The organism is Massilia sp. Dwa41.01b, assembly GCF_014171775.1.
Lineage (GTDB): Bacteria > Pseudomonadota > Gammaproteobacteria > Burkholderiales > Burkholderiaceae_D > Telluria.
Genome location: NZ_CP050454.1, coordinates 2,383,717 through 2,409,345, shown reverse-complemented (window position 1 = coordinate 2,409,345; position 25,629 = coordinate 2,383,717). Strand labels below are relative to the sequence as shown.

28 protein-coding genes and 2 pseudogenes are annotated in these 25,629 nt (G+C 65.9%); 14 read left to right on the top strand and 16 right to left on the bottom strand.

The window, feature by feature from the left end; all coding sequences use genetic code 11:
* Window positions 1–9: 9 nt before the first annotated feature.
* From G4G28_RS11035 to G4G28_RS11005, 8 genes are all read right to left on the bottom strand, one after another.
* Window positions 10–927: a prepilin-type N-terminal cleavage/methylation domain-containing protein gene (locus G4G28_RS11035; RefSeq protein WP_182988299.1), complete on the bottom strand. Its 918-nt coding sequence runs from the start codon at window positions 925–927 to the stop codon at window positions 10–12.
* Entirely contained in the window at window positions 924–1,547 is a 624-nt protein-coding gene (locus tag G4G28_RS11030; RefSeq protein WP_182988298.1) for a type II secretion system protein, read from the bottom strand. The genes G4G28_RS11035 and G4G28_RS11030 overlap by 4 nt, the downstream gene beginning before the upstream one ends.
* Entirely contained in the window at window positions 1,537–2,028 is a 492-nt protein-coding gene (locus tag G4G28_RS11025) for a Tfp pilus assembly protein FimT/FimU (protein WP_182988297.1), read from the bottom strand. Before G4G28_RS11025 ends, G4G28_RS11030 begins: the two co-directional genes overlap by 11 nt.
* Before the next feature lie 89 nt (window positions 2,029–2,117).
* Window positions 2,118–2,663 (bottom strand): type II secretion system protein, encoded by a 546-nt coding sequence (locus tag G4G28_RS27770; protein WP_182988296.1) that lies wholly within the window; start codon window positions 2,661–2,663, stop codon window positions 2,118–2,120.
* Window positions 2,660–3,238 (bottom strand): hypothetical protein, encoded by a 579-nt coding sequence (locus G4G28_RS11015; RefSeq protein ID WP_182988295.1) that lies wholly within the window; start codon window positions 3,236–3,238, stop codon window positions 2,660–2,662. Before G4G28_RS11015 ends, G4G28_RS27770 begins: the two co-directional genes overlap by 4 nt.
* Window positions 3,235–4,263 (bottom strand): type II secretion system F family protein, encoded by a 1,029-nt coding sequence (locus G4G28_RS11010; RefSeq protein ID WP_229508024.1) that lies wholly within the window; start codon window positions 4,261–4,263, stop codon window positions 3,235–3,237. Before G4G28_RS11010 ends, G4G28_RS11015 begins: the two co-directional genes overlap by 4 nt.
* Window positions 4,221–4,478, bottom strand: a complete 258-nt coding sequence (locus G4G28_RS29065; protein ID WP_229508023.1) for a hypothetical protein — start codon at window positions 4,476–4,478, stop codon at window positions 4,221–4,223. The genes G4G28_RS11010 and G4G28_RS29065 overlap by 43 nt, the downstream gene beginning before the upstream one ends.
* Complete coding sequence (locus G4G28_RS11005) at window positions 4,478–6,181, bottom strand: GspE/PulE family protein (RefSeq protein ID WP_182988293.1); 1,704 nt, start codon at window positions 6,179–6,181, stop codon at window positions 4,478–4,480. The genes G4G28_RS29065 and G4G28_RS11005 overlap by 1 nt, the downstream gene beginning before the upstream one ends.
* Window positions 6,182–6,360: 179 nt before the next feature.
* Here G4G28_RS11005 and G4G28_RS11000 point away from each other — a divergent pair.
* From G4G28_RS11000 to G4G28_RS28225, 8 genes and pseudogenes are all read left to right on the top strand, one after another.
* Window positions 6,361–7,064 (top strand): annotated as a pseudogene (locus tag G4G28_RS11000) (histidine phosphatase family protein).
* A gap of 354 nt (window positions 7,065–7,418) precedes the next feature.
* The gene (locus G4G28_RS10995; RefSeq protein WP_182991795.1) at window positions 7,419–8,462 is read left to right on the top strand and encodes a phosphotransferase; all 1,044 of its coding nucleotides are present in this window, start codon (window positions 7,419–7,421) and stop codon (window positions 8,460–8,462) included.
* Between the two features lie 9 nt (window positions 8,463–8,471).
* Complete coding sequence (locus tag G4G28_RS10990; RefSeq protein WP_182988292.1) at window positions 8,472–9,701, top strand: acyl-CoA dehydrogenase family protein; 1,230 nt, start codon at window positions 8,472–8,474, stop codon at window positions 9,699–9,701.
* A 150-nt stretch (window positions 9,702–9,851) separates the two neighbouring features.
* The gene (locus G4G28_RS10985; protein WP_183108367.1) at window positions 9,852–10,523 is read left to right on the top strand and encodes a hypothetical protein; all 672 of its coding nucleotides are present in this window, start codon (window positions 9,852–9,854) and stop codon (window positions 10,521–10,523) included.
* Window positions 10,478–12,532, top strand: coding sequence for a PAS domain-containing protein (locus tag G4G28_RS10980; RefSeq protein ID WP_183108366.1), 2,055 nt, complete (start codon window positions 10,478–10,480; stop codon window positions 12,530–12,532). The genes G4G28_RS10985 and G4G28_RS10980 overlap by 46 nt, the downstream gene beginning before the upstream one ends.
* Window positions 12,481–12,774: an ATP-binding protein gene (locus G4G28_RS10975; protein ID WP_183108365.1), complete on the top strand. Its 294-nt coding sequence runs from the start codon at window positions 12,481–12,483 to the stop codon at window positions 12,772–12,774. The genes G4G28_RS10980 and G4G28_RS10975 overlap by 52 nt, the downstream gene beginning before the upstream one ends.
* Complete coding sequence (locus G4G28_RS10970; protein WP_183108364.1) at window positions 12,774–14,279, top strand: response regulator; 1,506 nt, start codon at window positions 12,774–12,776, stop codon at window positions 14,277–14,279. The genes G4G28_RS10975 and G4G28_RS10970 overlap by 1 nt, the downstream gene beginning before the upstream one ends.
* Window positions 14,276–14,581 (top strand): annotated as a pseudogene (locus G4G28_RS28225) (response regulator); the annotation flags it as partial. The gene G4G28_RS10970 and the pseudogene G4G28_RS28225, both read left to right, overlap by 4 nt.
* Here G4G28_RS28225 and G4G28_RS28220 read toward each other — a convergent pair.
* Entirely contained in the window at window positions 14,476–14,721 is a 246-nt protein-coding gene (locus G4G28_RS28220) for a hypothetical protein (protein WP_308602238.1), read from the bottom strand. The pseudogene G4G28_RS28225 and the gene G4G28_RS28220 sit on opposite strands and share 106 nt — an antisense overlap.
* Before the next feature lie 32 nt (window positions 14,722–14,753).
* Between G4G28_RS28220 and G4G28_RS28215 the strand changes: the two genes are divergently transcribed.
* The 6 genes from G4G28_RS28215 (at window position 14,754) to G4G28_RS10940 (ending at window position 18,177) form a co-directional block, all read left to right on the top strand.
* Entirely contained in the window at window positions 14,754–15,200 is a 447-nt protein-coding gene (locus G4G28_RS28215; protein ID WP_308602236.1) for a diguanylate cyclase, read from the top strand.
* A 119-nt stretch (window positions 15,201–15,319) separates the two neighbouring features.
* Entirely contained in the window at window positions 15,320–15,556 is a 237-nt protein-coding gene (locus tag G4G28_RS10960; RefSeq protein WP_182988289.1) for a hypothetical protein, read from the top strand.
* A gap of 274 nt (window positions 15,557–15,830) precedes the next feature.
* On the top strand, window positions 15,831–16,136 hold the full coding sequence (locus tag G4G28_RS10955; protein WP_182988288.1) for a helix-turn-helix transcriptional regulator: 306 nt from the start codon (window positions 15,831–15,833) through the stop codon (window positions 16,134–16,136).
* A gap of 54 nt (window positions 16,137–16,190) precedes the next feature.
* Window positions 16,191–16,373: a hypothetical protein gene (locus G4G28_RS10950; RefSeq protein ID WP_182988287.1), complete on the top strand. Its 183-nt coding sequence runs from the start codon at window positions 16,191–16,193 to the stop codon at window positions 16,371–16,373.
* Between the two features lie 79 nt (window positions 16,374–16,452).
* Window positions 16,453–17,457 (top strand): YafY family protein, encoded by a 1,005-nt coding sequence (locus G4G28_RS10945; protein WP_182988286.1) that lies wholly within the window; start codon window positions 16,453–16,455, stop codon window positions 17,455–17,457.
* 219 nt (window positions 17,458–17,676) lie between these two features.
* Window positions 17,677–18,177, top strand: a complete 501-nt coding sequence (locus G4G28_RS10940) for a hypothetical protein (protein ID WP_182988285.1) — start codon at window positions 17,677–17,679, stop codon at window positions 18,175–18,177.
* 125 nt (window positions 18,178–18,302) lie between these two features.
* On the opposite strand, the gene G4G28_RS10935 is transcribed toward G4G28_RS10940, so the two are convergent.
* The 7 genes from G4G28_RS10935 to G4G28_RS10910 all read right to left on the bottom strand — a co-directional run bounded on the left by G4G28_RS10935 (window position 18,303) and on the right by G4G28_RS10910 (window position 25,573).
* The gene (locus tag G4G28_RS10935) at window positions 18,303–19,172 is read right to left on the bottom strand and encodes a hypothetical protein (RefSeq protein WP_182988284.1); all 870 of its coding nucleotides are present in this window, start codon (window positions 19,170–19,172) and stop codon (window positions 18,303–18,305) included.
* A 532-nt stretch (window positions 19,173–19,704) separates the two neighbouring features.
* Entirely contained in the window at window positions 19,705–20,169 is a 465-nt protein-coding gene (locus tag G4G28_RS10930; protein ID WP_183108363.1) for a MaoC family dehydratase, read from the bottom strand.
* A complete protein-coding gene (locus G4G28_RS29060; protein ID WP_374039783.1) occupies window positions 20,166–20,792 on the bottom strand; it encodes an acyl-CoA dehydrogenase family protein in 627 nt (208 codons plus the stop codon). The genes G4G28_RS10930 and G4G28_RS29060 overlap by 4 nt, the downstream gene beginning before the upstream one ends.
* Window positions 20,753–21,349, bottom strand: coding sequence for an acyl-CoA dehydrogenase family protein (locus tag G4G28_RS29055; RefSeq protein ID WP_374039782.1), 597 nt, complete (start codon window positions 21,347–21,349; stop codon window positions 20,753–20,755). The genes G4G28_RS29060 and G4G28_RS29055 overlap by 40 nt, the downstream gene beginning before the upstream one ends.
* 10 nt (window positions 21,350–21,359) lie before the next feature.
* Window positions 21,360–22,562, bottom strand: coding sequence for an acyl-CoA dehydrogenase family protein (locus tag G4G28_RS10920; protein WP_182988281.1), 1,203 nt, complete (start codon window positions 22,560–22,562; stop codon window positions 21,360–21,362).
* Between the two features lie 207 nt (window positions 22,563–22,769).
* Entirely contained in the window at window positions 22,770–23,129 is a 360-nt protein-coding gene (locus G4G28_RS25905) for a PEP-CTERM sorting domain-containing protein (RefSeq protein WP_229508022.1), read from the bottom strand.
* A gap of 200 nt (window positions 23,130–23,329) precedes the next feature.
* Window positions 23,330–25,573 (bottom strand): carboxy terminal-processing peptidase, encoded by a 2,244-nt coding sequence (locus G4G28_RS10910; protein WP_182988279.1) that lies wholly within the window; start codon window positions 25,571–25,573, stop codon window positions 23,330–23,332.
* Window positions 25,574–25,629: the final 56 nt, after the last annotated feature.

Below are 25,629 nucleotides of genomic sequence, written 5' to 3'. Positions count from 1 at the left end.
AGCGCTGGATCATGGCGTATTGTCGACGTGAACCTGGTGGACGAGGCGCACCGCCGGGTCGGTGCCGTTACGGGTACGCAGGGCCAGCGTCAGGATGACGAGCGCGCTGGCGCGCACCTGCAGGTTGTCGGCGTTGTCGAGGGCGTTATCGTAGCGGAACAGGTTGGCGCAGGTGGAAACGCGCGTGGCCATGGTCGCCACGCGGCCACCAGTTGGCGCCGCCGCGGACATGGCAGGCGTGATCGTATAGCCCTCGTAGCGCCGCAGCACGAAGTTGCCGGGCGTTCCCTCGCAGCGGTAGGACACCGCACCGCTGACGACCTGGAAGCGCCGGCTGGGCGAAGGCATGGGTTCGCTTTGCTGCGCGAATGGGTTATCCGCCAGCAGGATAGTGCGTGTCGCGGTATCGATGTCGCTGTTTTTGGTGACACGAGCGGCGACGCGTGCGGCGTTGCGAAAAGCGCCCGCCGCGTTGATCTGATAGGCATCGACCGGCTCGATGCCGGGCCCCAGGTTGTAGACGACGACCAGGTCGCCCACATTGATATCGGCCCTGACCCAGCCGACGACGTCGAAGGCACGGTTGGCGCTGTTCTCGAAGTCGAGCGGATTGGTGCCCGCAGCCCCTTCGTCGGCGGCCAGATAGCGCCCGCCGGTGCTCGTCATCAAGAATTCGATGGCATCGCCGTTCGCGTTCACGCGCACGCTGTTGGGCAGGGCCAGGCGAATGTCGCGCGCCATGCGGCGCAGCGCCAGGTCGGCGTCGTCGGTGGTTTCGGCGCGCGCTACGGAATCCACATAGCCCTGGATCGGGGCGCGCAGGAAGACGGCGACGATGGCGCCGAGGATGCCGATGATGGCGATGACGAGCACCGCCTCGACCAGGGTGAAGCCGTGCTGTGCGCGGCGAATGGTGCGCGCGCTCATCGGAAATTCGGCGCGTAGCGCGCACGGTAGCCGTCGAGGACGACGGGGTCGCCGCTGGGCCCGCTGACGGTGATGCGGATGCGCAGCGCGTCGGCGTCGGCGGCACCGGCCGCGTTGGCGGCGGCAATGCCGCCGGCACCGATGGCGGCGGGGATGATGCTGACCGTGGCCGAATAGCCGCGCACGTCGATCGCACGGCCGGCGGCGTCGGTCAGCACATTGTTGAAGTTGAATGAGGCTTGTGGGGTATTCGGCTCGGTGACGTAGTCGTTGACGTTGTCATACGGGCGCACGGCGGAGGTGCCCGCTTCCCTGCCCCACAGCTCCTTGCCCGCGGTGCAATCGGCCGCGCTCGTTGCCGTATCGGCCTGGGCCGAGGTCGGATCGCAATAGGTGAACTGGGCCAGGCGCACTTCCTCGAGCAGGCCTTCGGCAATCATCAGGGCCTGCTTGCGCACCAGCGGGTCGGCGCTGTTGGCGGTGGTCATGGTAATGACGCGGATGATGCCAGCCAGCGCGATGCCGATGATGACCATGAACATGATCAGCTCGACCATGGTGACGCCGGCCTGTCGCCAGGGGCCAGGGGCCGCGGCGCGCACAGTCGATTCAGTTGACATAGCCGGTCTCCGGTTCGATGCCGATCTCGTTTGTCGTGCCATTGCCGGTGATGGTGATGGCGGCGCGCGTGTTGCCGATGCCGATGGCACGACCGAGGGCGTCGAAGCGGAAGCTGGCGACCGGCACCGTCATGGTAACGCCCGCCGGGCGTCCTTCGCACATCCATGTGGTCGAGGCGCAGGCCGTGCGGGTCGCCGTGCTGTCGCTGTTGCCGCCGCCGGGCGCGAGCACCCGGTCGGCGGCATCGCAGGTCCCGCCGGCTCCGCTGACGTCGGTCTGGCACAGGGCGATGCGATCGGCGGTAAGGAAGACATGGACCTGGCGGTTGCGGGCGATCGCCACCTTCTGGCCGTAGCGCAGAACGGCGCGCACCTGTTCAGTCCAGGCGGCGGTGTCGTAGGAGGAGCGTTCGAAGAAGCGGTTGGCGGCAATGGCGCCGACAATACCGACGAGGATGAGGACGACGATGAGTTCCACCATGGTGAAGCCATGGTGGAGGCGAGCCAGGTGGCCGGGAACGCGACGGAAGGGTCGAAGTTGCAGGCCGGCCACGCTAGCTCAGGTACTAATTACTGGCACGAAGCAGCGGTTGCTGCGGTAGTGCCGGTGCCGACCAGGGTCGCGGTCGGTGCGGTGTTGGCACCCAGGGCAGCGGTGTACAGCACGTAGCAGGTGGTGGCGGCAGTGGTGCCCACCAGGCTGTTCGGGACCAGGGCGAACTGGTTGGCGCCCGAGATGCTTGGAACGCCGGTGCCGGCAGGCGAATCCTTGGTATAGATCGTGTAGTCGGCAGCGCCCAGGCCGGCCGCTTCAGCCAGCTTGGCCGATGCGGTCGGGTATTGCGAACCGGTGGTGTCCATCGGAACTACGACGCCTTCGACGGTCACGTTGCCACCGGTCATCGCGGTCGGGCTGACCAGCACTTTGCCGTGAATCATGGCCGAGGTCGACAGCAGGGAGCCGCGGGCGGCGTTGATGCTGGCCAGGCGGGCTTCACCGCTCAGGTTGGTGAACTTCGGCAGCGCGGTCGCGGCCAGGATGCCCAGGATGACGATGACGACGATCAGTTCGATCAGGGTGAAACCGCCTTGCGACGCTTTGATGCTCTTGTTCATTGATTGTTCTCCGAGAGGGATAAGTGCGGATCAGATGCCGCTTGGTTAGGTGTTGTGGCTGTCTGATCAGGGATCTGATCGAGTACCAGGCCGGTGGTGACCTTGTTCCGTCCACTGCTATCGACCGGACTGGGCACGCGAATGAATTTTACCTTGAACATGAGAAATTTTGATGTTTCCCAAGAAAAAGATTTTGCCACGCTAGGCAGATAGACAAGGGTGTGATCCACCTTGTCGAAGTACCAATTCCCTGTCGGAAGTTCATCCTTTTCGGGTGCATAGTACTCGCCGAGGTAGTTTTGCGGGCGCTTCATGAGCCAATCCATCGGATTTTGATATGCAAGTGCTATCAAACCGTCCTCGCCCCTTGTCGAAATGACTTGGGCGGAGCGCACCGCCAGCGCCGTGCGCAGCGAACCGATGAGTTGTTTTACTGCGACGCGCTCGCTTTCGCCGATGTAGGTGATGATGCTGTTCAACAACACTCCAGCCAGCAGCGAGGCCGCGATGGCGCCCAGCGCCAGCTCGAACAGGCTGGCGCCACGCTGCTTGTCGCTGCGCAGGGTCCGCATCAACGGTGCAGGGCCGCCTGGCCCAGGTCCCAGATCGGCAGGAAAATGCCGAGCGCCATCACCAGCACCATCACGCCGAGGAAGGTAATCAGGATCGGCTCGATCTGGCTCGACAGGGTTTTCAGTTCGTAGTCGACCTCGCGCTCGTACATCAGGGCGATCTCGTCCATCAGGTCGTCGAGCGAGCCGGTTTCCTCGCCCACGGCAATCATCTGCAGCACGATCGGAGTGAACACGTTCGCCGCGGTCGAGGTACGCAGGATGCTTTCGCCGCGTTCGACGCCGTCGCGCATCTGTTCGATGCGGGCGGACAGGTAGGCATTGTCGGCCGTCTGCGACACCACCGTCAGCACCTGCACCACCGGCACGCCGCTGCGCATCGACAGCGCGAAGCTGCGCGCGAAACGGGCCATGGTCGCTTTCAGCATGATCTTGCCGGCGATCGGGAAACGCAGCTTGCGCTGGTCCCAGGCATAGCGCCCTTTCGGCGTGTTCACCCAGGAGCGAAAGCCCAGCCAGGCGCCGATGCCGAGGCCCGCCAGCAGCCCCCAGTAGTCGACCGTGAAGCGCGAGGTCGCCATCAGGATGCGTGTCATCAGGGGCAGCGTCGCGTGGAAGCTGTCGAACACCTTGGCGAACTGCGGGATCACGAACATGTTCACCACCAGCATGGCGACGACCATGGCGATCATCACGAAACTGGGGTAGCGCAGCGCCGCCTTCACGCGGTCGCGCATGTCGCGGTCGAATTCCAGGTGGTCGAACAGGCGCAGGAACACTTCTTCCAGCCGGCCCGTCATTTCGCCCACCCGTATCATCGACAGGTAGAAATTCGAGAAGATGTCGTTGTGGCGGCGCATCGCGGCCGACAGTTCGCGGCCCGAATCGAGCGACTCGCGCAAGTCCTTGATCACGCGCGCAAAAGCCGGGCTGGTGCTCGATTCCTGCAGGCCGTTCAGGCCGCGCATGATCGGCACGCCCGACTTCAACAGGGTGTGCATCTGGCGGCTGAAGAGCTGCACGTCCATCGACGTGACTTTCTTCTCGCGCAGGCGATCCCGGTGGCCTGCATGCCGCCGCCGGCGGCCACGTCGGCCGGGCCGCGCCGGGTGGCGACGATTTCGACAGGCGTCACGCCCGTGCCGAACAGCTGGTCGGCAATCGCGCCGGCGTCAAGCCCCTCGAGCACACCGTGCATCAGTTCGCCGCGCGAATTGCGGCCCTTGTAGGCAAAGAAGGGCATTATTCCTCGACCTGGTTACTGATGCGCATCGCTTCGGAGATCGTCGTGCGGCCCTGCACGGCCAGTGCAACGCCGTGGCGGCGCAGCGTTTCGCCCTTCATCTCGGCGTGGGCCACCTTCAGGAAGTGGGCCGGGTCCGGGTGGTTCGCCGCATCCGTCACGGCGCGCGTCATTTCCAGCAATTCGTAGACACCGGTACGCCCGCGGTAGCCGGTACCGTTGCAATGAGAGCAGCCCTTGCCAATGAAGAACTGCTGCTGGCCGACCAGGTCGCCCAGTTCGGCTCGCAGCCAGGTCTGTTCGGCCGGCGTCGCCGCGTGCGGCGTGCTGCAGCTTTCGCAGATCACGCGCACCAGGCGCTGGGCCAGCACGGCCTGGAGCGAGCCGCCGACCATGTAGCGCGGCACGCCCATGTCCATCAGGCGCAGCGGCGTCGACGCCGCGTCGTTCGTGTGCAGGGTGGAGAGCACCAGGTGACCCGTCATCGCGGCGCGCAGGCCGATCTGGGCGGTTTCCTGGTCGCGCATCTCGCCGACCAGCACGATGTCCGGATCCTGGCGCAGGGCTGAACGCAGCACGCGGGCAAAGGACAGCTCGATCTTGTCGTTCACCTGCACCTGGTTGATGCCCTTCAGGCGGTATTCGACCGGGTCTTCGACCGTGATCAGCTTCTTTTCCACCGAATTGAGCTCGGCCAGGGCGCTGTACAGGGTGGTGGTCTTGCCACTACCCGTGGGGCCGGTCACCAGCACCAGGCCGTTCGGACGCTGCACCATGGCGCGGAAGCGTTCCAGCAGCCGGTGCGGCATGCCGATCGCTTCCAGGCGCAGCGTCGTATTGCCCTGGTTCAGGAGTCGCATGACGACCGATTCGCCATAGGCCGTCGGCATGGTCGAGATACGCACGTCGATGCGCTGGTTCTTCACCTTGACGGCGAAGCGGCCATCCTGCGGCAAACGCTTTTCCGAGATATCCAGGTCGGCCATCAGCTTCAGGCGCAGGGCCAGGGGCGTGGCGACCTTGATATCGGCTTCGGTCTGCAGGTGCAGCACGCCGTCGATACGGAAGCGGATCTGCAGGCGCCCTTCTTGCGGCTCGATGTGGATGTCGGACGCGCGCACCTGGGCGGCGTCGTCGAACACCGACTGCAACAGCTTCACCACCGGCGCTTCTTCCAGGCCCGGATTGGCCGTCATGGCGCCGAAGTCGACGAAAGCGTCGCCGATGTCGGCTTCCACTTCCTTGGCGAAGTCGGTGATGTCGCCGGTGCGGCGGTAGATGCGGTCGATCGTGTGCAGCACCTCGGTCTCGTTGACCACGGCCAGCTCGACGGTCTTCTTCAGCAGGCGCGCGATCTCGTCGTAGGCGAACAGGTCGGTCGGATCGGACACGCCCACGAGCAGGGTCTCGCGGCGGTCTTCCAGCACCAGCGCGCGAAAGCGCCGCGCGGCCGTTTCCGGCAGCATGCGCACGAGTGCGTCGCTGATGTTGTAGAACTTGAGGTTGATGTAGGGGATGTTCAGCTGGCGTGCGAGCGCGCCCGAGATCTGGTCTTCGGTGACGAAACCGTTCTCGACGAACACCCGCCCGAGCTTGCGCCCGCTGCGCTTTTGCTCGGCGAGCGCCTGGTTCAGCTGCTCTTCCGAGAGCAGCTTCTGTTGCATCAGCACTTCCCCGAGCCGGACTTTTTCTGGCCTTGCCATGCTTCCCCTTGCCAATCGACGTGAAAATGCGATCCATTCTAAGGCAGATAGTCCAAATATTGACCAACGGCATTACTTGTTGGCCCGAAGTTGGCGCCGAATGTGGCTGATTGGCCGCGCTCAGCAATGGCTTCCGTGTAAGATAAATAAGAAACCCGAGGCTTCCAAGCAAGGACCCCATGCATGATCAAACACCGGCGCGCCGCCGCATCTACCTGATGCGCCACGGCAGCGTGACCTACTTCGACGCCGCCGGCAAGCCGCAGCTGCCCGAACAGGTGCCCCTGAACGCCGACGGCCGCGCCCAGGCCGATGCCGCCGGGGCCGCCTTCGCCGCCGCCGGCGTGCGCTTCGACCGCGTGATCGTCTCCGGCTTGCCCCGTACCGTGGAGACGGCGGCCCGGGTGCTGGCCGCGACCGGGCAGCAGATCGCCGTCGACACCTGGCCAGCGCTCCATGAAATCAAGGGAGGCCGCCTCTCCGCCATCCCGACCGACGAACTGAAACGCGCCTTCACCGGCGCCTTCGAGGGTGTCGTCGCCCCGGACCAGCGCTTCCGGCGGGCGAATCCGTCGGCGAACTGATGGACCGCGTCCACCCGGAAATCGCCCGCCTGCGCGCCGACCCTGACTGGGACACGGTGCTGCTGGTGCTGCACGGCGGCGTCAACTGCGCCATCCTGTCGCTGGCGCTGACGGGGCAACGCACCTTCCTCGGCGGCCTGGCCCAGTCCGCGGGCTGCATCAACGCACTCGACGTCGGGCAGGAGCCGGCCGACTGGGTGGTGCGCTTCGTCAACCACGTGCCCCCCGCTCCGCTGCAGCCGGGCGTGCGCAGTACGACCATGGAAGAGCTGTTCGCGCAATATCGCCGCTCGCGCTGAAAGGCTGGGGTCAGGTCTGACATTCGGACACGAGCCCAGCCGTTCGCCACTGTGGAAGCTTACAAAGACTGAGTCCGTGTCCATTTGTCAGACCCGCTGAAAGGCGGGGGTCAGGTCTGACATTCGGACACGAGCCCAGCCGTTCGCCACTGTGGAAGCTTACAAAGGCTGAGTCCGTGTCCATTTGTCAGACCTGACCCCAGCCGTTTTGGTCACAAAGGCTGAGTCCGTGTCCATTTGTCAGACCTGACCCCAGCCGTTTTGGCTGCCAATTTAATAGTACGGTCGTTCGTTTCATCGGCTACAATCATTCGACCAACACACGAGGAGGAGACGCCAGTGTATGAAGAAATGATGGGCACCAAGCCGGTGTCCGAGCGCCAGAAATTCGACGTCGACGCACTCGACGCCTGGCTGAACGCGAATGTGCCGGACATCGGCCGCGGCCCGCTGCAGGTCGAGCAGTTCAAGGGTGGCCAGTCCAACCCCACTTTCAAGCTGAAGAAGGGCGAGCGCCAGTACGTGCTGCGCACCAAGCCCGGCCCGGCGGCAAAACTGCTGCCCTCCGCGCACGCGATCGACCGCGAATACCGCGTCATGAACGCGCTGCATGGCGCCGGCTTCCCGGTGCCGCGCCAGATTGCGCTCTGCACCGACGAATCGGTGATCGGCCGCGCTTTCTTCCTGATGGATTTCGTCGAAGGCCGGGTGCTGTGGGACCAGTCCCTGCCGGGCATGACGCCAGCCGAGCGCGGCGCCATCTATGACGAGATGAACCGCGTGATCGCGCTGCTGCACACGACGGACTATGCCGCCATTGGTCTGGCCGACTACGGCAAGCCCGGCAATTACTTTGCGCGCCAGATCGAGCGTTGGACGAAGCAGTACCAGGCCTCGATCACCGAGCCGATCCCGGCAATGGACCAGCTCATCGAATGGCTGCCGAAAAACATCCCGCCGGGCGAAGATACGTCCATCGTGCATGGCGACTTCCGGCTGGACAACATCATCTTCCATCCGAGCGAACCGCGCATCCTGGCCGTGCTCGACTGGGAGCTCTCCACCCTGGGCCATCCGCTGGCCGACTTCTCTTACCATTGCATGAGCTGGCACATCCCGCCAGGCAAGTTCCGCGGCATCGGCGGGCTCGACCTGCAAGCACTCGGCATTCCCGAGCAGCAGGACTATATCGCCCGTTACTGCGCACGCACCGGCAAGACGATCCGCCCGGAAGATTTCAATTTCTACCTGGCCTACAACATGTTCCGCCTCGCCGGCATCATGCAGGGCATCATGAAGCGCTATGTCGACGGCACCGCCGCCAGCGCCCAGGCCCTGGAAAACGGCAAGGCCGCGCGTCCCATGGCCGAGATGGCCTGGAAGTTCGCCAACCAATAAGAGGACAGCATGGATTTCGACTACTCCGACCGCTGCAAGGAACTCCGCAGCACACTGCTCGCCTTCATGGACGAGCACATCTATCCGAACGAAAAGGCCTACAAGGAAGAAGTCGACCGCAATGGCGCGGCCGGCAACCGCTGGGTACCGACGCAGATCATCGAGCGCCTGAAACCGATCGCGCGTGAACAGGGCCTGTGGAACCTGTTCCTGCCGAAGTCCCGGCGGGCGCCCGAAGGCCTGTCCAACCTGGACTACGCCCCCCTGTGCGAAATCATGGGCCGCGTCGGCTGGGCGCCGGAGGTGTTCAACTGCTCGGCACCGGACACCGGCAACATGGAGACCCTGGAACGCTACGGCCTGGAAGAACACAAGCAGCAGTGGCTCGAACCCCTGCTGCGCGGCGAGATGCGCTCGGCCTTTGCCATGACCGAGCCTGACGTCGCCTCGTCGGACGCGACCAATATCGCCACCCGCATCGAAAAGGACGGCGATGAATACGTCATCAATGGCCACAAGTGGTGGATCTCGGGCGCGGGCGATCCGCGCTGCCGGATCTTCATCGTCATGGGCAAGACCGATCCGAACGCGGCGCGCCACCAGCAGCAGTCGATGATCCTCGTGCCAAGCGACACGCCGGGCATCACCATCAAGCGTCCGCTGCCCGTGTTCGGCTACGACGACGCGCCGCACGGCCACTGCGAAATCCTGTTCGAGAACGTGCGTGTGCCGGCCTCGAACATCCTGCTCGGCGAAGGACGCGGCTTCGAGATCGCCCAGGGCCGCCTGGGACCTGGCCGCATCCACCACTGCATGCGCGCCATCGGCGTGGCCGAGCGCGCCCTCGAATTGATGTGCAAGCGGCTGGAGGCCCGCGTCGCCTTCGGACGCAAGGTCTCCGAACAGGGCGTCTGGCGCGAGCGCATCGCCGAGTCGCGCATCCGCATCGACGCGGCGCGCCTGCTGACCCTGAAAACGGCCTACATGATGGACACGGTCGGCAACAAGGGCGCGCAGGCCGAGATCGCGATGATCAAGGTGCTGGCGCCGACGGTGGCCCAGCAGGTGCTGGACTGGGCGATCCAGGCCCACGGCGCCGCCGGCGTCTCGGACGACTTCCCGCTGGCTTACCAGTGGGCCGGCAACCGCACCCTGCGCCTGGCCGACGGCCCGGACGAGGTGCACCGCAATGCCATCGCCAAACTGGAACTGGCCAAATACCTTGCCAAACCGGCTTGACCATCCGTCATGACCTGTTGCTGAGGGTCTACAGATAGGAAGGAAAGCGGCCCGGCGCGGCCCGGCCGCTTTCCCGTGGGCGGCCGCGTCCATTACCATGGACGCCGGCCGCCCGCCCCCTTTCGGTCGTCCATCCTGTCTGGATCCTCTTTGTTTTCCTTCCGCCGCCCTGCCCTGCCTTCGATCCGTTCGAAGCTGATCACCCTTGTCCTGGCCAGCATGTTGCCGATCATGCTGGGGGCGATCGCCCTCGTGCGCGACGCCGGGCAGCGCGAACAGGAACACGTGGCACGCGATGCCGCCACCGTCACGCGCGCCCCGGTGGCCGCCCTCGACCGGGAACTCGACAGTGCCGAATCGGCCGCACGCGTCGCCGCCGCCTGGCCGACCCCGGCGCCGGATTCGCTCGATCGCTTCCATGAACACGCACGCCAGCTGCTGCGGCCGGAATTCACCGGCCATGCCTTCGTCCTCAGCGGCAGGGACGGTGCAACCCTGCTGCACACGCGCTATCCCTACGGCAGCGCGGTGCCGGCGCCCGGCAATGCCGAAGAGGTGGCGGCGGTGCTGCGCCACGGCGACGGCCGCACGTCCAGCCTGTATCGCAGCAGTCCCGATCAGCCTGGGGTGGTATCGAGCGACGTGCCGGTATGGCAAGGCGGCAAGGTGGCCTACGTGCTGTCGGTCCAGCAGCGGCCCAGGCGCGTGGCCGACTTGCTGGCGGCGCAACAGCTGCCGCCGGGCTGGAGTGCCGAGGTATTCGACCGCAGGGGCGCATGGTCGCCCGCAACGACGGACTATTCGAGGTCGGCGCAGGCATGAACGCCGGGCTGGCCGCCGCGATTCCCGGCGCGGCCGAGGGCGCCCTGCTCCGTCCTGGCGGCGACAACGGGGCGCCATGGCACACGGCCTGGTCGCAATCGCAGCGGCACGGCTGGACGGTGGCCCCGGGCTACCCCGACGATGCGGCCCGCACGCTGCTTGGCAACACGCTGCCGGCGACGATCGCCGCGTCTAGCGCCCTGCTGGCCCTTGGCCTGGTGCTGGCCTGGCACATCGGCGGGGCCATCGCACGCGCGGTGGGCGCGCTCGGCGCACCGGCCGTCGCGCTCGGGCGCGGCGAGGGCCCCGTCCTGCCGCCCGCGGCCATCCGCGAGGCAGCCGTCGTCGGCGACGCCCTGCGCCAGGTCGAAGCCGAGCTGGTGGGTTACCGCGGCCGCCTCGAGTCGCTGGTCGATGCCCGCACCGCCGAGCTCGAGCAACTCAATGCGCGCGTGGAAACCGTTTATGCAACGGCGCCGGTGGGCCTCTGTTTCGTCGACCGGGCGCTGCGCTTCGTGATGATCAACGACTACCTGGCGGCGATCAACGCGGTGCCGGCGCGCAGCCACATCGGCCGCACCCTGCCCGAACTGCTGGGCGAGCCCGGCACCGCCTTCGAGGCGCCCTACCGGCAGGTGCTCGAGACGGGCCGGCCCCTGCTCGACCTGGAAGCGTCCGGCGACGTGCCGGCGCGCCCGGGCGTGATGCGCCACTGGCTGTCGAGCTACTATCCCGTGTTCGGCCCCGGGAACGAGCTGGTCGGCATCAACGCGGTCGTGATCGACATTACCGAGCGCAAGCTCCTCGAGCAGCAGAACCGCGACAACCAGGAGATGTTCCGCGTACTGTTCGAGGCCTCGCGCGATGCCCAGGCACTGCTGGCCTACAAGGCCAACTTCGTCAGCGCCAACCCGGCAGCGGCCGCGCTGTTCGGCTATGCGCGCGTCGAGGACTTGCTGATGCTCTCGCCCGCCAGCGCCTCGCCCCCGTTCCAGCCCTGCGGCACCCCCACGGCGGAACTGGCGGCCCAGTACATGCGCCGCGCCCTGGACGAAGGCGGTGTCCAGTTCGAGTGGGTGCACCAGCGCGCCGACGGCAGCCCCTTCCACGCCGACGTCAAGCTCTCCAGCCTGAACATCGGCGGGCCCGGCATGATGCAGGTGACGATGCGCGACATCAGCGCCCGCGTGGCTGCCGACGCCGCCCTGCGCGCCACGAGTGCCCGGTTGCGCCGGCGCGAACGTTTCATTCGCACCGTCACCGACAACCTGCCGGCCCCGGTCAGCTACTGGGACGCCGACGAGCGCCTGCGCTTTGCCAACCGGCCCCTGCTCGAGTGGATGGGCCATAGCGAGGAGGAGGCGCTTGGCCGATCCTCCGACGAGCTCGTGCCCGAGCGCGTACGCCTGCCCTTCGCACCCTATGCCAGCGGCGTGATGGCGGGCGAGCCCCAGCGTTTCGAGTGCGAATTGCGCAACGCCGCGGGCGAACCGGTCCACATCTGGGGCAACTATTTGCCCGACATCGACAAGGACGGGCGCGTGCGCGGTTCCTACAAGCTGCACCTGGACATCACCGACCTGAAGCGTACCGAGGACCGCCTGGTGCAGGCCCTGCGCGAAGCCGAGACCGCCAGCCGGGCGAAAAGCGAATTCCTCGCCAACATGAGCCACGAGATCCGCACGCCGATGAATGCCATCGTCGGCCTGGCGCGCCTGCTGCAGGAAGCGCCGCTCGCTCCCCGCGAGCGCGGCCACGTCGCCCATATCGCGGCCGCTTCCAAATCCCTGCTGGGCCTGCTCAACGACCTGCTCGATTATTCGCGTATCGAGTCCGGCCGGATCGGACTGGAACAAGTGCCCTTCCGTCTCGACGCCACGCTGCAGAGCATTGCGATTCTCAGCGCACCCGGCGCTGGAACAAGGGCGTCGAGCCGGTCTTCGCCGTCGCGCCGGGCGTGCCCGCCACGCTGCGCGGCGACCCGGGCCGCCTCGAGCAGATCCTGCTGAACCTGGTCGGCAATGCCGTCAAGTTCACGCAGCAGGGCGAAGTCGTGCTGGCAGTAGAGGTCGCGGCGCGCTCGGCAACTGAAGTACGCCTGCGCTTTGCCGTGCGCGACACCGGCATCGGCATCGCCGCGGGCGAACAGGCGCGCCTCTTCGAAGCCTTTACCCGGGCGACAGTTCGACCCGCCGCAAGTACGGCGGTGCCGGCCTGGGGCTGTCGATCGCGCGCCGCCTGGTCGGCCTGATGGGCGGCACGCTCGCCGTCGACAGCCGTCCCGGCGCGGGGTCGACCTTCCATTTCGAGCTCGCGTTCGGCCTGGCCGCTGCGGAGATCGAGGGCCGGCTGGCGCCAGCCGCGCCGCGCCGCGCCCTGGTGATCGAGGCCAACGACAGCGCCGCCGCCGCCCTGTGCGCGGCATTGCAAGGCTACGGCTGGGGAGACGGCCTGCGCCGCCAGCGTGGACGAAGCGCTGTCACTGGTGCGCGAGACGACGGGCTTCGACCTGGTGTTCGCCGCCCCTGCCTCGGCGTCCTGCACGCAGCTGGCAAGCGCGGCCGGGCTGCCACCGGTCGTGCTCGTCGCCGCCGAGCCGCAATGTGCGCGCCATGTCGCGTCGGTGGCAGGGCTGGAAGTAGCCGGCACCCTCGCCAAGCCCTTCACGCCGTCGGCGCTGCACGCCCTGCTTTCCGAACTGGCCGGCGCCGCGCCCGCCCAAGCGCTGCCGGCCCCGCCCTGGCGGCGGCGCGCCTGGCCGGCCTGCGCGTGCTGGTGGCCGAAGACAACCCCGTCACCCAGGAAGTGGCGCGCCACATCCTGCTGCACGCGGGCGCCCAGCCGAGCTTTGCAGGCGACGGGCGCGCCGCGCTGGAACTGCTGGGCGAGCGCGGCGCGGACTTCGATGTCGTGCTGATGGACTTGCAGATGCCGGTCATGAACGGTTTCGACGCCACCGCCGCGATCCGCGCCCGCGGCTTGACGCTGCCCGTGGTGGCGATGACGGCCAACGCCATGGACGAGGACCGGCGCGCCGCGCTGGCCGCCGGCATGGACGCGCACCTGGCCAAGCCGGTCGATGTCGACGACCTGGTTGCGACGCTGGCACGCGTGTCCGGGCGCGCGGCGCAGGCCGCAAGCCTGCCGTCCGCGCAGCTCCCTGCGGCGCGCGACGATGTCGTGCCCGGCATCGCCCTGGCCGAGGCCCTGCCGCGCTTCGGCGGCGACCTGGCCCGTTTCACCGCCGTGTTCCAGCGCTTCGCCGCTGGCCAGGAAGGCACGGCCGCCGCCCTGCGCGCGCGCCTGGACCGGGGCGAGCGTGGCGAGGCCGCGCAAGACCTGCACCGCCTGCGCGGCGTGGCCGCCAACCTCGGCGCGGTCGATGTGGCAGCGGTGGCGCTGGCCCTGGAGCTGGCCCTGCCGCACACGGACGGTGCCGCCCTCGATGCCCACCTGGCGGCGCTGGAGGCCGCGCTGGCGACGATGGCGGATGTGGCGCGCACGCTGGCGCCCGCGCAGTCGGCGGCGCCCGCCGGCCGCGCCGAGGCGACGCAGGACGCGTTGGCGCAACTCTGCGAACTACTCCAGAATAACAACATGAAAGCGGTCGCGGCCTGGGAAGCCCTGCGCGCGCCGCTGGCGGCAAGGCTCGATGCCGGCGATGCCACCGAACTGGCGGACGCGGTCGGCAGCCTGCGTTTCGAGCGCGCGGCCGCGCTGGTGCGGGCTATACTGGAGCCAAAGGGAGAAGCATGAGCTGGACCGACCTCGCACAGAGTGGACGCATCCTGGTCGTCGACGACGCGATGGAGAACGTCCAGATCCTGCACGGCGCGCTGCAGGACGAGCACGAGGTGCTGTTCGCGCTCGACGGCCCGCGCGCGCTCGAGCTGGCCGCCACGGCCCGGCCCGACCTCGTCCTGCTCGACGCCGCCATGCCCGGCATGGACGGCTACGCCGTGCTGCGCGCGCTGCGCGAGAATCCCGACACCTCGGACCTGCCGGTCATCTTCGTGACCGCCTTGAGGCGGCCCGAGGACGAAACCCGGGCGCTCGAAGCCGGTGCCGCCGACTTCATCGGTAAACCCGTGAACGCCGCCGTCGTGCGCGCCCGCGTGCGCACCCAGCTGACGGTGAAGCGCCAGGCCGACGCCCTGCGCGCCCTGACCCTGACCGACAGCCTGACGGGCGTCGCCAACCGGCGCGCCTTCAGCGAGCGCATCGAACCGAATGGCGCCGCTGCGCCGGGCAGGGCTGCCGGTGGCACTGATCCTGGCCGACATCGACCACTTCAAACTCTACAACGACCGCTACGGCCACCAGGCGGGGGACCTCTGCACGGAACAGGTGGCACGCGCGATGACCGACGCCGCCGCCCGCGCCCAGGACATGGTGGCGCGCTACGGCGGCGAGGAATTCGCCATCCTGCTGCCCCAGGTCGATGCGTTCGGCGCCGAGGGCGTGGCCCGGCGCCTGCTCGCCGAACTGGACGCGCTGGCGATTGCGCACGCGGTCTCGCCCACCGCGCCAGTGCTCACCCTCAGCATGGGCATCGCCGCCATGGTGCCCGATGCCCGCGAGGCCAGCGCCACCCTCATCCGTGCCGCCGACGCCCTGCTCTACCAGGCAAAGGCGGAAGGGCGCAACCGCTACCGGAGGGCGGGCGCCACAGCCTGAGCGCGAAGAGCCTGCGGGAAGCGAGTGAAGCATGCTCCTCACCGCTGAGCGACGCACCCGGGCTGCAGTCCGGATTCGCATTCGCGCGCGCGGTGCTGCCGTTTTTGCAAAGTCCCGAGTTGACTCGGGTCGTTCCGCTGACCCTGGAAGGACAGCGCTGCAGCGTCATGCTGGTCAACGCCCGGTCGCGCCTGGGTGTGCGCATTTCGGATGGCACTCGACCGGCGATGCTCGAGATGACGACCGGGAACGAAGACGTCCTCACCAACTGGATCGGCGGGTCGACCACCTATTTCGCCAGGAGCGAGATCGCGCAATACGCGAGGATTGCGGCGGAAATGTATCTCAACGGTTGAGTATCCCATTGCCCGCCGTCGTACCGGCCGTCGCCGGAAGCGCGGTGCGACGCAATACGTCGCACGCGCGCTTACCCTGCATCCATGGCAAACGGGCGAGCTGCATGGCACGTCTGCCGACAGTACCAGGATCGCGCCCGGCCGACAGCGGCCAGGCCAGATGCCTGGCACGAAAGCCGCCAGCGACCACTCGTGCACTTTGTTTAACTACTGTTGCTACGAGACAGCTAATTTTGGACGTCATATTGCCGTAGGACTATGCCTACAGTAACCTATGCTCATGATCTCGAACTTCCAAATTTCCCTCGGCCTGCAGGTCTTGCGCGAGCGTAGCAAGATGTCTCCCCAGGACCTCGCCATTACCGCCGGACTCCCGCCAGACGAGGTGAGCCGCATCGAAGCGGGCGAAATCGGCCTGGATTATCTCACCGCAGCGCGCCTGACCCAGGTGCTTCGGGTCGGCCTGGCGGAGATCGCGACCGCCGCGCACGCGCTCGACCCGAAGATGGTCCGCGATCGCTACGAACAGATGAGCGCGCGTTCGCACGGGTCGCAAGGTCAAATCGCCTTGTTCACCTGAGAGCTGCCTGCCCCTTGAATTCGGCCGCGCCTCTCGCGTACCCGCCTCGAACAGATGAGAAAACTTGTCCAGACCCTGAATGAAGCGCATGCACGCGTTGACGACATTCGCCGGCATGCCGAAGGTCTTGATCCATGTTTGCTCCTTGAAGTCATGATGCTGACGGAGGCTGATTTTTCCGAACCGATGGACGGCGAAAGCTTGATCGCCGCATTGAAGAACGAGGGACTGCTCTGACGCGGGCCGCGCTTCGAACACCCATGACTTCGCGAGCGCTCCGATTCGGAGAACAGCTCGCGCCAACCAGTAAACATCCGTGCCTACCAATCTGACCGTCCTTCGCCAATGGACCATGCTGCGCCTGGTCCCCCGCGCCCCTGCGAAAGTCGCGGTGAAAGACTTGCAGCAGCAACTACGCGACGCCGATTTCAGGGTCAGCGCCCGCACGATCCAGCGTGACCTGATCGAGCTGTCCACGCTGTTTCCACTGATATCGGACGACCGGGAAAAACCCTATGGCTGGAGCTGGCAACGCGACGCGTCGAGCTTCGATCTGCCTGGGCTGTCCATTCCCGACGCGCTCACGCTGACGCTGGTCGAACAACATCTGTGCAACCAATTACCGCCCACCGCACTCGATGCCCTGCAGCCCCAGTTCCGCTCCGCCTCGCGGGTGCTGGGTGCGATGGATGAAACGGTGACGTCGAAGGCCTGGCTGAACAAGATACGGACGATCGCCCCGCTGCAGCCGCTGCAGCCTCCTGCCTTGAACGAAGACTGTCAACGCACCGTCTACACGGCCTTGATGAAGGATCTGCAGCTGACCCTGCGCTACAAGAAACGCGACGCGAAGGAAGCCACGCTGTATCCGGCAGTGCATCCCCTCGCCATCGTGCAGCGCGGCGGGATCATTTACCTGGTCTGCACGTTTGCAGGCCATGACGACGTTCGCACGCTCGCGCTCCACCGCGTACAGGAAGCGGGCCTCGTGTATGAAGAAGCGAAAAGAGACCCTGGCTTCGATGTGGATGCCTTCATCGCCTCGGGCGCATTCGGTTTCCTGACAGGGCCGCCCATTGTCTTGCGCGCGACCTTCCAGCGCGCGGTCGCCGAGCATTTATTCGAAACACCGCTCGCCCCCGATCAGTTGCTCGAGCCATGCCCGGACGGCTCGGTCCATGTAACCGCAACCGTGGCATCGACGCGTACACTCGTCTATTGGCTCACCGGGTTCGGGGCAGCGGTACAGGTGCACAGCCCGGCGACACTGCGTGCCGAGCTGAAGGACACTGCGCTGCGCATGGCTGCGAACTATTCCTGAGCTGCTCCCTACTGCCGAACAAGGTGCGCGTTAGCGGCAGGCCCGCGAACAGATCCAGCCAGCATGTCAGCAATGACCGGTGCAAGGGCATTGCCGTCCCGTTCGCGCCCGTTTAACCAACAAACAAAAAATCAGGAGCTTCCAATGCAGATGTACCGTGCAGTTTCTCGCGCCACTTTCGATCCAGCGCGCGAGCACAGGCCCCATCCAGGGGCACGCATGCCGGGCAATGTCCCGTATTTCGTCGACAACCTGTGGGAATTGACCCGTCCGGACGACAAGCCTTCGCGCCGCAAGGCCGTCTATGCAAGCCCGACGGTTGAACTGGCATTCGACGGCGCCGCCGGCGTCGGCCAGCCGCGCGAGGGATTCATCGTCTGCCGGGTGGAATGCAGCAGGCCGCCAAACATGTTCCAGTTGCCGGTAACGGATGCCCGTTATCATCCGGACGTCAAACGCCTGCAGAAACTGGTGCATGGGAAGCTGGGCGGCGCCGTCCCGCCCCCACTGAGCGACAGGCTTGCCCTGGCCCCCTTGTTCCTGCCCGGTATTGCCAGGCACGAATTGATGGCCGCGATGGAAGAGAACGGGGCTTTGCGTCAGCTGGTCGAGGAACTGGTGTCCAGGGTCACGCTATGGACCGACACCCCGGATCCCGTCCGGGGCGAACAGTTCTTCGAGCTCGACAAGGACAATAGCTACACCCTGCACGCCGTTTGAGTGCACACTAGCGCGGCCTTCCTGATCGGCCGCCCGTTGCCCGGCGACGCAGCCTGCAAGTCATGACGGCAGGCTGCGCCGATTGCGCAGCACGGCGTCGTATCGCTGGATGGAACATGGGCTGGTTACAAAGCGTCGGCGTCGATATCAGGATTCGACTGCTGCGCAGGCGATATCGCATCGGCAAGCCGCAGCCGCGCCTTACGGGCCCGGATCCGTGCAATGAGAGCATCGCGACCCGTGGGGAAGTCGGCGAAAGGCCTGGCATCGAATGGTGCGCCGCTCAGTCTTCCACATTCCGCCAGTGTCTCCATGGCCTCGAGGTCCCGCATCAGATCGCTCCTCGCGCGCAGGCCGACCTGCACGGCGTTCCACTTGCCCCCTGCCAGTAATCCGATGACATAAGCCGTCAGGATCTCGTATTCGTTTTCATGGTCGTCACGCGCCAATTCGCAGACGATAAAACAATCCTGGTCTGCGACCAGGACCTCTTCGGGAACGGTTCCCGGATTGAACAATTGTCCGTCATACCGGAGAACGACCACCCGCTTGCCTTCCACCCTTTTGAGCGCGACGACCCGGCCGTTTTCCCACAAGGTGTCGACCGGATCCGCTAGCGGCGAGACCGGCAATACGTCCACCAGGGCCGCGCGCACCGGTTCGACCTGAAGCAGTCGCGCTGTCGCTTTCGACAGGCAGGCCAGGGCGCCTGGCTTCGGTGCGTCGAACCTGTCGTGGGCCAGGTGAAAGACATCGGCAAGGATTGGTGCCGCGTCATCGATGACGCTCTGCGCAAGCTTCGGGTCGGACTGGCACAGCGTCCAATACCTGTCGATCTCCTCAAGCCGCGCCTGCTCGGCCTCCGCCAGCAGAAGGTCGAGTTCATGGTGTGACAGTGCAGAGATCTCCGGGAAATCGCTACTGCCCGGCTGGACGACACTCGGGGAATTGTTCGGTGACATAGGGTTCCAGGTAGCGTGGATTGGTTTGATCATTTGCGTCTCGGTGCACAAGCAAGGTGCGCCATGGCTGCCTGCCCTTGCGGTCGACAGACGCGGCAATGCGATCACGGTTTTCACGGACCGAAACACCAATCATAAAGATGGGTACGACAAACCATGTCACACGTCATCCAGCGCAGCGGACCAACGCATGGTGCGGCCAGCGGCCGCCATGACAAGATCGACAAGTTGTCGCATCCTGGCGACGACACCTGGTAGCGACATTGGTTGTCAAGCGGAAGGCAAGCATAATGAGGATAGTTCCACACGGCAACCATACAGCAGCCACCGCGCGCTGTTTCTTGTTACCGAGCGGCTCGACGACCAACCCTGCTGCATTCCCTTGCTCAAGGAATATCGCGAGATCCAATCGAAGGTCGTCGAGCTGCTCCGGGAAGGCGACCGCTGTGCCGAACAGATTCGAGGCCTTCGCAACCGCTAGTTCCGGTTGCTGGCGGGCCGGCCGATTCCGAACCTGGCCCGCGCTTGACGACGGCGGGCGCGCGCTTGCCGACGATTTTCCCGGCTAGCCGCCCTGCCCGGCCGACCGGCGCCGCATCATCGCCATCCCCTCGATCGTGCACACGGTCTCGCCACGCTGGTTGGTGGCGACCCAGGTCGACCACACCACGCCGCGGTCGGGCTTGGAGCTCGAGGCCTTGACTTCCTTCGTGATGTAGCGCAGCGACAGCGTGTCGCCGGCGCGCACCGGCTGGTGCCAGCGCACGCCGTCCAGCCCCGGCGAACCCATGCTCGCTTCCTCGAAACGCATGCCGTCGACCACCATGCGCATCATCATCGCGCAGGTATGCCAGCCGCTGGCGATCACGCCCTTGTAAATCGATTGCGCCGCCGCGTCGCGGTCGATGTGGAAGGGCTGGGGATCGAACTGGGTGGCGAACGCGATGATCTCTTCCTCCGTCACGCTGCGCTGGCCGAGTTCGATTTCCTGGCCGGGGACGAAGTCCTCGAAATACCATTGATCGCTCATGCGGCCTCCGCCTCGACGACACCCGTCGCAAAACCCGGCTGGGCGATGAAGCGCGCCAGGTGGTGGTCGCTGTCGCCCAGTTGCAGTTCGATGGCGGCCAGGCGCTTGAAGTAGTGCGCGGCGGGCAGTTCGTCGGTCACGCCCATGCCGCCATGGAGCTGCACCGCCTGCTGGCCGACGAAGCGGGCCGCCTGGTTGACGCGGTACTTCGCGGCCGAGACGGCGCGGCGGCGTTCGACCGGATCCGTGGCCGCCATCTTCACCGCCGCCAGCAGCGCCATCGAATGGGCCTGCTCGAGGTGGACGAACATGTCAGCCATGCGGTGCTGCAGGGCCTGGAACTTGCCGATGGGTGCACCGAACTGCTGGCGCGTCTTCAGGTAGTCCAGCGTCGCTTCGAACAGGGCTTCCATCGCGCCCAGCGCTTCGGCACACAGCAGCGCGGCGCCATAGTCGAGTGTCGCGTCGAGGATATCGGCACCCGCCGCCTCGTCGGCCAGCAGCTGCGCGCGCGTGAGCTGCACGCCGTCGAAGCGGATGTCGGCGGCGCGCTGGCCGTCGAGGGTGCGGTAGCCGGTGACCGTCACGCCAGGGGTATCGGCTGGCAGCACGAAGAGCAGCACGCCGCCGTGTGCTCGCGCTGGCCGCCGCCTTCACTGCCACCTGCGCGCGCCGAGACGATCAGCGCGCCCGCTTCAAAGCCGTGAATCACCACCTTCTTTTCGCCGCTAATCGTCCAGCCGTCGCCACTCGCTTGTGCGCGGGTGGCGATGTCGAACAGGTCGTGGCGCGACTGGCGTTCGCCCAGGGCGCAGGCCAGTTTCAGTTCGCCGCCGGCGACGCGTTCAAGAAGCTCGGCCGCAGCAAAGCCGGCTTGGGCACCCAGGCGCAGGAACTCGGCGCCCAGCACGGTGGCAAAATATGGCTCGACCACCAGGCCCCGGCCCAGTTCGCGCATCACGACGAACATGTCGACCGCGCTTCCTGAAAAGCCGCCATGCGCTTCCGCCACAGGCAGCGCCGTCATGCCCAGTTCGGCCAGGGTAGCCCAGGCCGCGTCGGAGACACCGGCCTGGGAGTGGATGATGGCGCGGCGCGCCTCGAAACCGTAGTCGCGGCCGATCCAGCGCTTGAGCGCGTCGGCGAACTGGAGCTGCTCGGGATTGAAATTGAAGTCCACTGTGCTCTCCTTACAGGCCCAGGATCATCTGGGAGATGATGTTGCGTTGGATTTCGTTCGAGCCGCCATAGATGGAGGTCTTGCGATAATTGAAGTAGTGCGCCAGCAGCGGCGCGGCCTCGTCGTCGCCGACCAGGCTGTGTTCGCGTTCGCCCTCGAGGTAGGCCGGGTCGAAAGGCAGCGCCATCGGCCCCACGGCTTCGACCATCAGCTCGGACAGCGCCTGCTGGATCTCGGTGCCACGCACCTTCAGTACGGACGCTTCCGGTCCCGGCGCCTGGTTCGGCCTGGCCAGCACGCGCAGCACCGTCATTTCCAGCGCCATCAGTTCGATTTCCAGGCTGGCCAGCTTCGCGGCGAAGAGCGGGTCCTCGATCAGCGGCAGCCCGCTCTTGTTTTCGCGCGCGGCCAGGGTTTTCACGAAGGCCAGCTCGCGCTTGGATCGGCCCACCGCGGCGATGCCGGTACGCTCGTGGCCGAGCAGGTACTTGGCATAGGTCCAGCCGCGGTTTTCCTGGCCCACCAGATTACTGGCCGGGACGCGCACGTTGTCGAAGAACACTTCGTTCACCTCGTGGTCTTCGTCCAGCATGATGATCGGGCGTACCGTGATGCCGGGGCTGTGCATGTCGATCAGCAGGAAGGAGATGCCCTCCTGTTTGCGTACGCCCGTGTCGGTGCGCACCAGGCAGAAGATCATGTCGGCATGCTGGGCCAGCGTGGTCCAGGTCTTCTGTCCGTTGACGAGGTAGTAGTCGCCGTCGGCGTCGGCATGGCGCACGGCCGTCGTTTTCAGCGACGCGAGGTCGGAGCCGGCGCCTGGCTCGGAATAGCCCTGGCACCACCAGTCCTCGCAGGACAGGATGCGCGGCAGGTAGTAGTCCTTCTGGGCCTGGCTGCCGAAAGCCATGATCACGGGCGCGACCATGTTCACGCCGAAAGGCATGATCTGCGGCGTGCCGGCGCGGGCGCATTCTTCTTCGAAGATGTGGCGCTGGGTGGCCGTCCAGCCCGGACCGCCGAACTCGACCGGCCAGCCGGGCGCGACCCAGCCCTTGGCGGCGAGGATCTTGTGCCAGCGGACGCTGTCTTCCTTGGACAGGCGCAGGTGCTTGCGCACCTTCTGCTGCAGGTCCGCAGGCAGCTCGGCATCCAGGAAGGCCCGCACCTCAATGCGAAATGCCAGGTCCTCGTTCGAATAATTCAGGTCCATTCCGTCTCCTTGTTTGCGCGCCAAAAAAGCACGATCGTTCACAAGGATTGTACCGGAAAGGGGGGCGATGTTGTCAAAGACCCGATGGGCGTTCGCCAGGGGTCCTCGGCCAGGAGCGGACCGCCCCTGCCGTTGCATTGCGCCACCGCTGGACGAGAAAAAAAGCGGCGCGCCCGTCCGGGTCGCGCCGCTTGCATAGCGCGCGCTTCAGCGTGCGCGGCGGCGGCGCAGGACGCCCATGCCGGCCACACCGGCGAGCAGCAGCGCGATGCTTGCCGGTTCGGGCACCTCGACGGCAATGGGCGCAACCGGCAAGGTCACGATACCAGGCACGGCGGGCACGGCCGGGGTGACCGGAATCGCAGGCGTCGCCGGGATGCCCGGGCCATTCGGCACGGCTGGCGTCGCCGGCACTGCCGGGATGGCGGGGGTGGCTGGATTGATCGGCGCGATCTGTGCCGGCATCGGCTCCACGATGCGATCGGGACGTGCGATCTGCACGATATCGGCCTGGGCAGTACCGGCGGCGGCACAGACGAGGGCGAAAACGATGTGGCGAACTTGCATGGGCGACTCCTGTTATTGTGATGACAATGAATGCTCGGATACCGCTGTTGAGAGCGGGAAGTATTTACAAAGCAATATCATGCTAACACGGTGCCAATATGCGCCTGTTTCGATTGATTCTTGTTCTTAAATGAAAGAAAGCTTCCAAGAGGAAGCTTTCTTTTAGGGAAAACTGCTTTCCCGACCGCCGCCAGCCAGGATTACTCCGGGCGTGAGGTCGCCATGTAGGGCATGGTGCGGGAGGCCATCCGGGTATCGGTCTTGAGCATGCCCACTTCGTCGGCCAGGATATGCGCGGCCTCCTGCAGCAGCACATCCTTGGCATCCTTGGCGGCCTTCTCGGCCGCCAGCTCGGCCGACAGGGCGCGTTCGTCGGCCTGCAGGCCGTCGTCGCGCTGTGGCGTGTTGCGCGATGCGACGACGGCCTTGACCGGCTTGGTCGGCACCGGCACCTTGCTGCGGGCTTCCTTGCCGCCCGGCGCTGCCGCCGGCTCGTCCGTGTTCTCGCCCTTGCCCGCCGCCAGGCGCGCTTCACGCATGCGCGCACGCGCATCCTGGGCGTCGCGTTCCTTGCGGCGCACCGCTTCGTTCAGCGAAATCGCATTCTCCTTGCGCAGTTTCAGCACTTCCGCGATGTCTTCGCGCAGGTCCTGGAACTCCTTGTCCTTCGAGATGCGGGCTTCGTGGCGTTTCTGCAGCGGCCCCACCAGTTCCTTCAGGTCGCCGGCCGGCATGTAGTTGGCCGGCTTGATCGACACCCACGGCAGCGCGTTGTCGAACGAGGATTCGCCGAAGGCCTCCGGATCGGTGGTCACGGGCAGCTTGATGTCGGGCGTGACGCCGCGCAGCTGGGTGGTGCCGCCATTGATGCGGAAGAACTGGGCGATCGTCATCTTCAGTTCGCCGTAGCGCACTTTCTCGGACTGCGAGAAGCGGTCGAGGTCGATCAGGGTCTGCACCGTGCCCTTGCCGAAGCTCGGTTCGCCGATGACGAGGCCGCGGCCGTAGTCCTGGATGGCGGCGGCAAAGATTTCCGAGGCCGAGGCCGAACCGCGGTTGATCAGCACGCCCATCGGGCCGTCCCAGGCCAGGCCCGCCTTGGTGTCGGATTCGACTTCGACACGGCCCTCGGCGCTGCGCTGCTGCACCACCGGGCCCTTGTCGATGAAGAGGCCCGTCAGTTCGACCGCCTCGACCAGCGAACCGCCGCCGTTGTTGCGCAGGTCGATCAGCACGTTGTCGACCTTGTCTTTCTTGAGTTCGCCGAGGATGCGCTCGACGTCGCGCGTGGCGCTCTTGAAGTCCTTGTCGCCCTTGCGGCGCGCCTCGAAGTCCTGGTAGAAGGTCGGCAGCGAGATCACACCGATGCGGCGCGTCACGCCGCCTTCCCTGACCTGGATGATGGACTTCTTCGCGGCCTGCTCTTCCATGCTGATTTTCTTGCGCACCATCGAGACCGTCATGTGCTTGGCATCGACGCCGGCGTCGCCGGGGATGACGTCCAGGCGCACGGTCGAGCCCTTCTCGCCGCGGATCAATTGCACGACATCGTCGATGCGCCAGCCGAGCACGTCGACGAACGCCTTGTCACCCTGGGCGACGCCGACGATACGGTCGCCGACTTTCAGCTTGCCGGACTTGTCGGCCGGGCTGCCCGGCACGATTTCGCGGATCACGGTGTAGTCGTCGCGCGACTGCAGCACGGCGCCGATGCCTTCGAGCGAGAGGCGCATGGCGATATCGAAATTGTCCGCCGAGCGCGGACCCAGGTAATTGGTGTGCGGCTCGATGGCGGTGGCATACGCGTTCATGAACATCTGGAACACGTCTTCGTTGTTCAGCTTTTTCAGGCGCGAGATGTAGTTCTCGTAGCGCTTGTCGAGCGTGCTGCGGATGGCTTTCTCGTTCTTGCCGGCCAGCTTCAGGCGCAGCCAGTCGTTCTTGACGCGCTTCCTCCACAGGTCGCGCACTTCGTCTTCGCTTTTGGCCCAGGGCGCTTTTTCACGGTCGAGCTGCAGGGTTTCGTCGGCGGTGAAGTCGAGTTTGGTCTTGAGCAGGCTGCGCGCATAGTTCATGCGGTCGGTGAAGCGCTGCTGGTAGAGGTTGTAGACCGTGAACGGGACGGTCAGGTCCTCGTTGTTGATGGCATCGTCGAGCTTGGTGCGCATGGGCGTGAAGCGGTCGATGTCGGCCTGGGTGAAATACAGTTTTTCGCTGTCGAGGGTCTCGAAGTAATTGTCGAAGATCTTCTCCGACATCGCGTCGTCGAGCGGCATCGCCTTGTAGTGATAGCGCCCGAGCACGCGCGAAGCCCACAGGGCGGCCTGGGTCTGGGCCGCGACCGGCTTCATCTGGAGCGAGGGGGCTTTCTCGGGCTGCTGGGCGGTGACCGCGTGGGTCGACACGGCCAATGCCAGGGCGACCATCAACATCTGCTTCTTCATGTATGCGTTCTCCGAACGTGAATGCGAATCTTGGCTGAGAGCACCTGGCAACACCT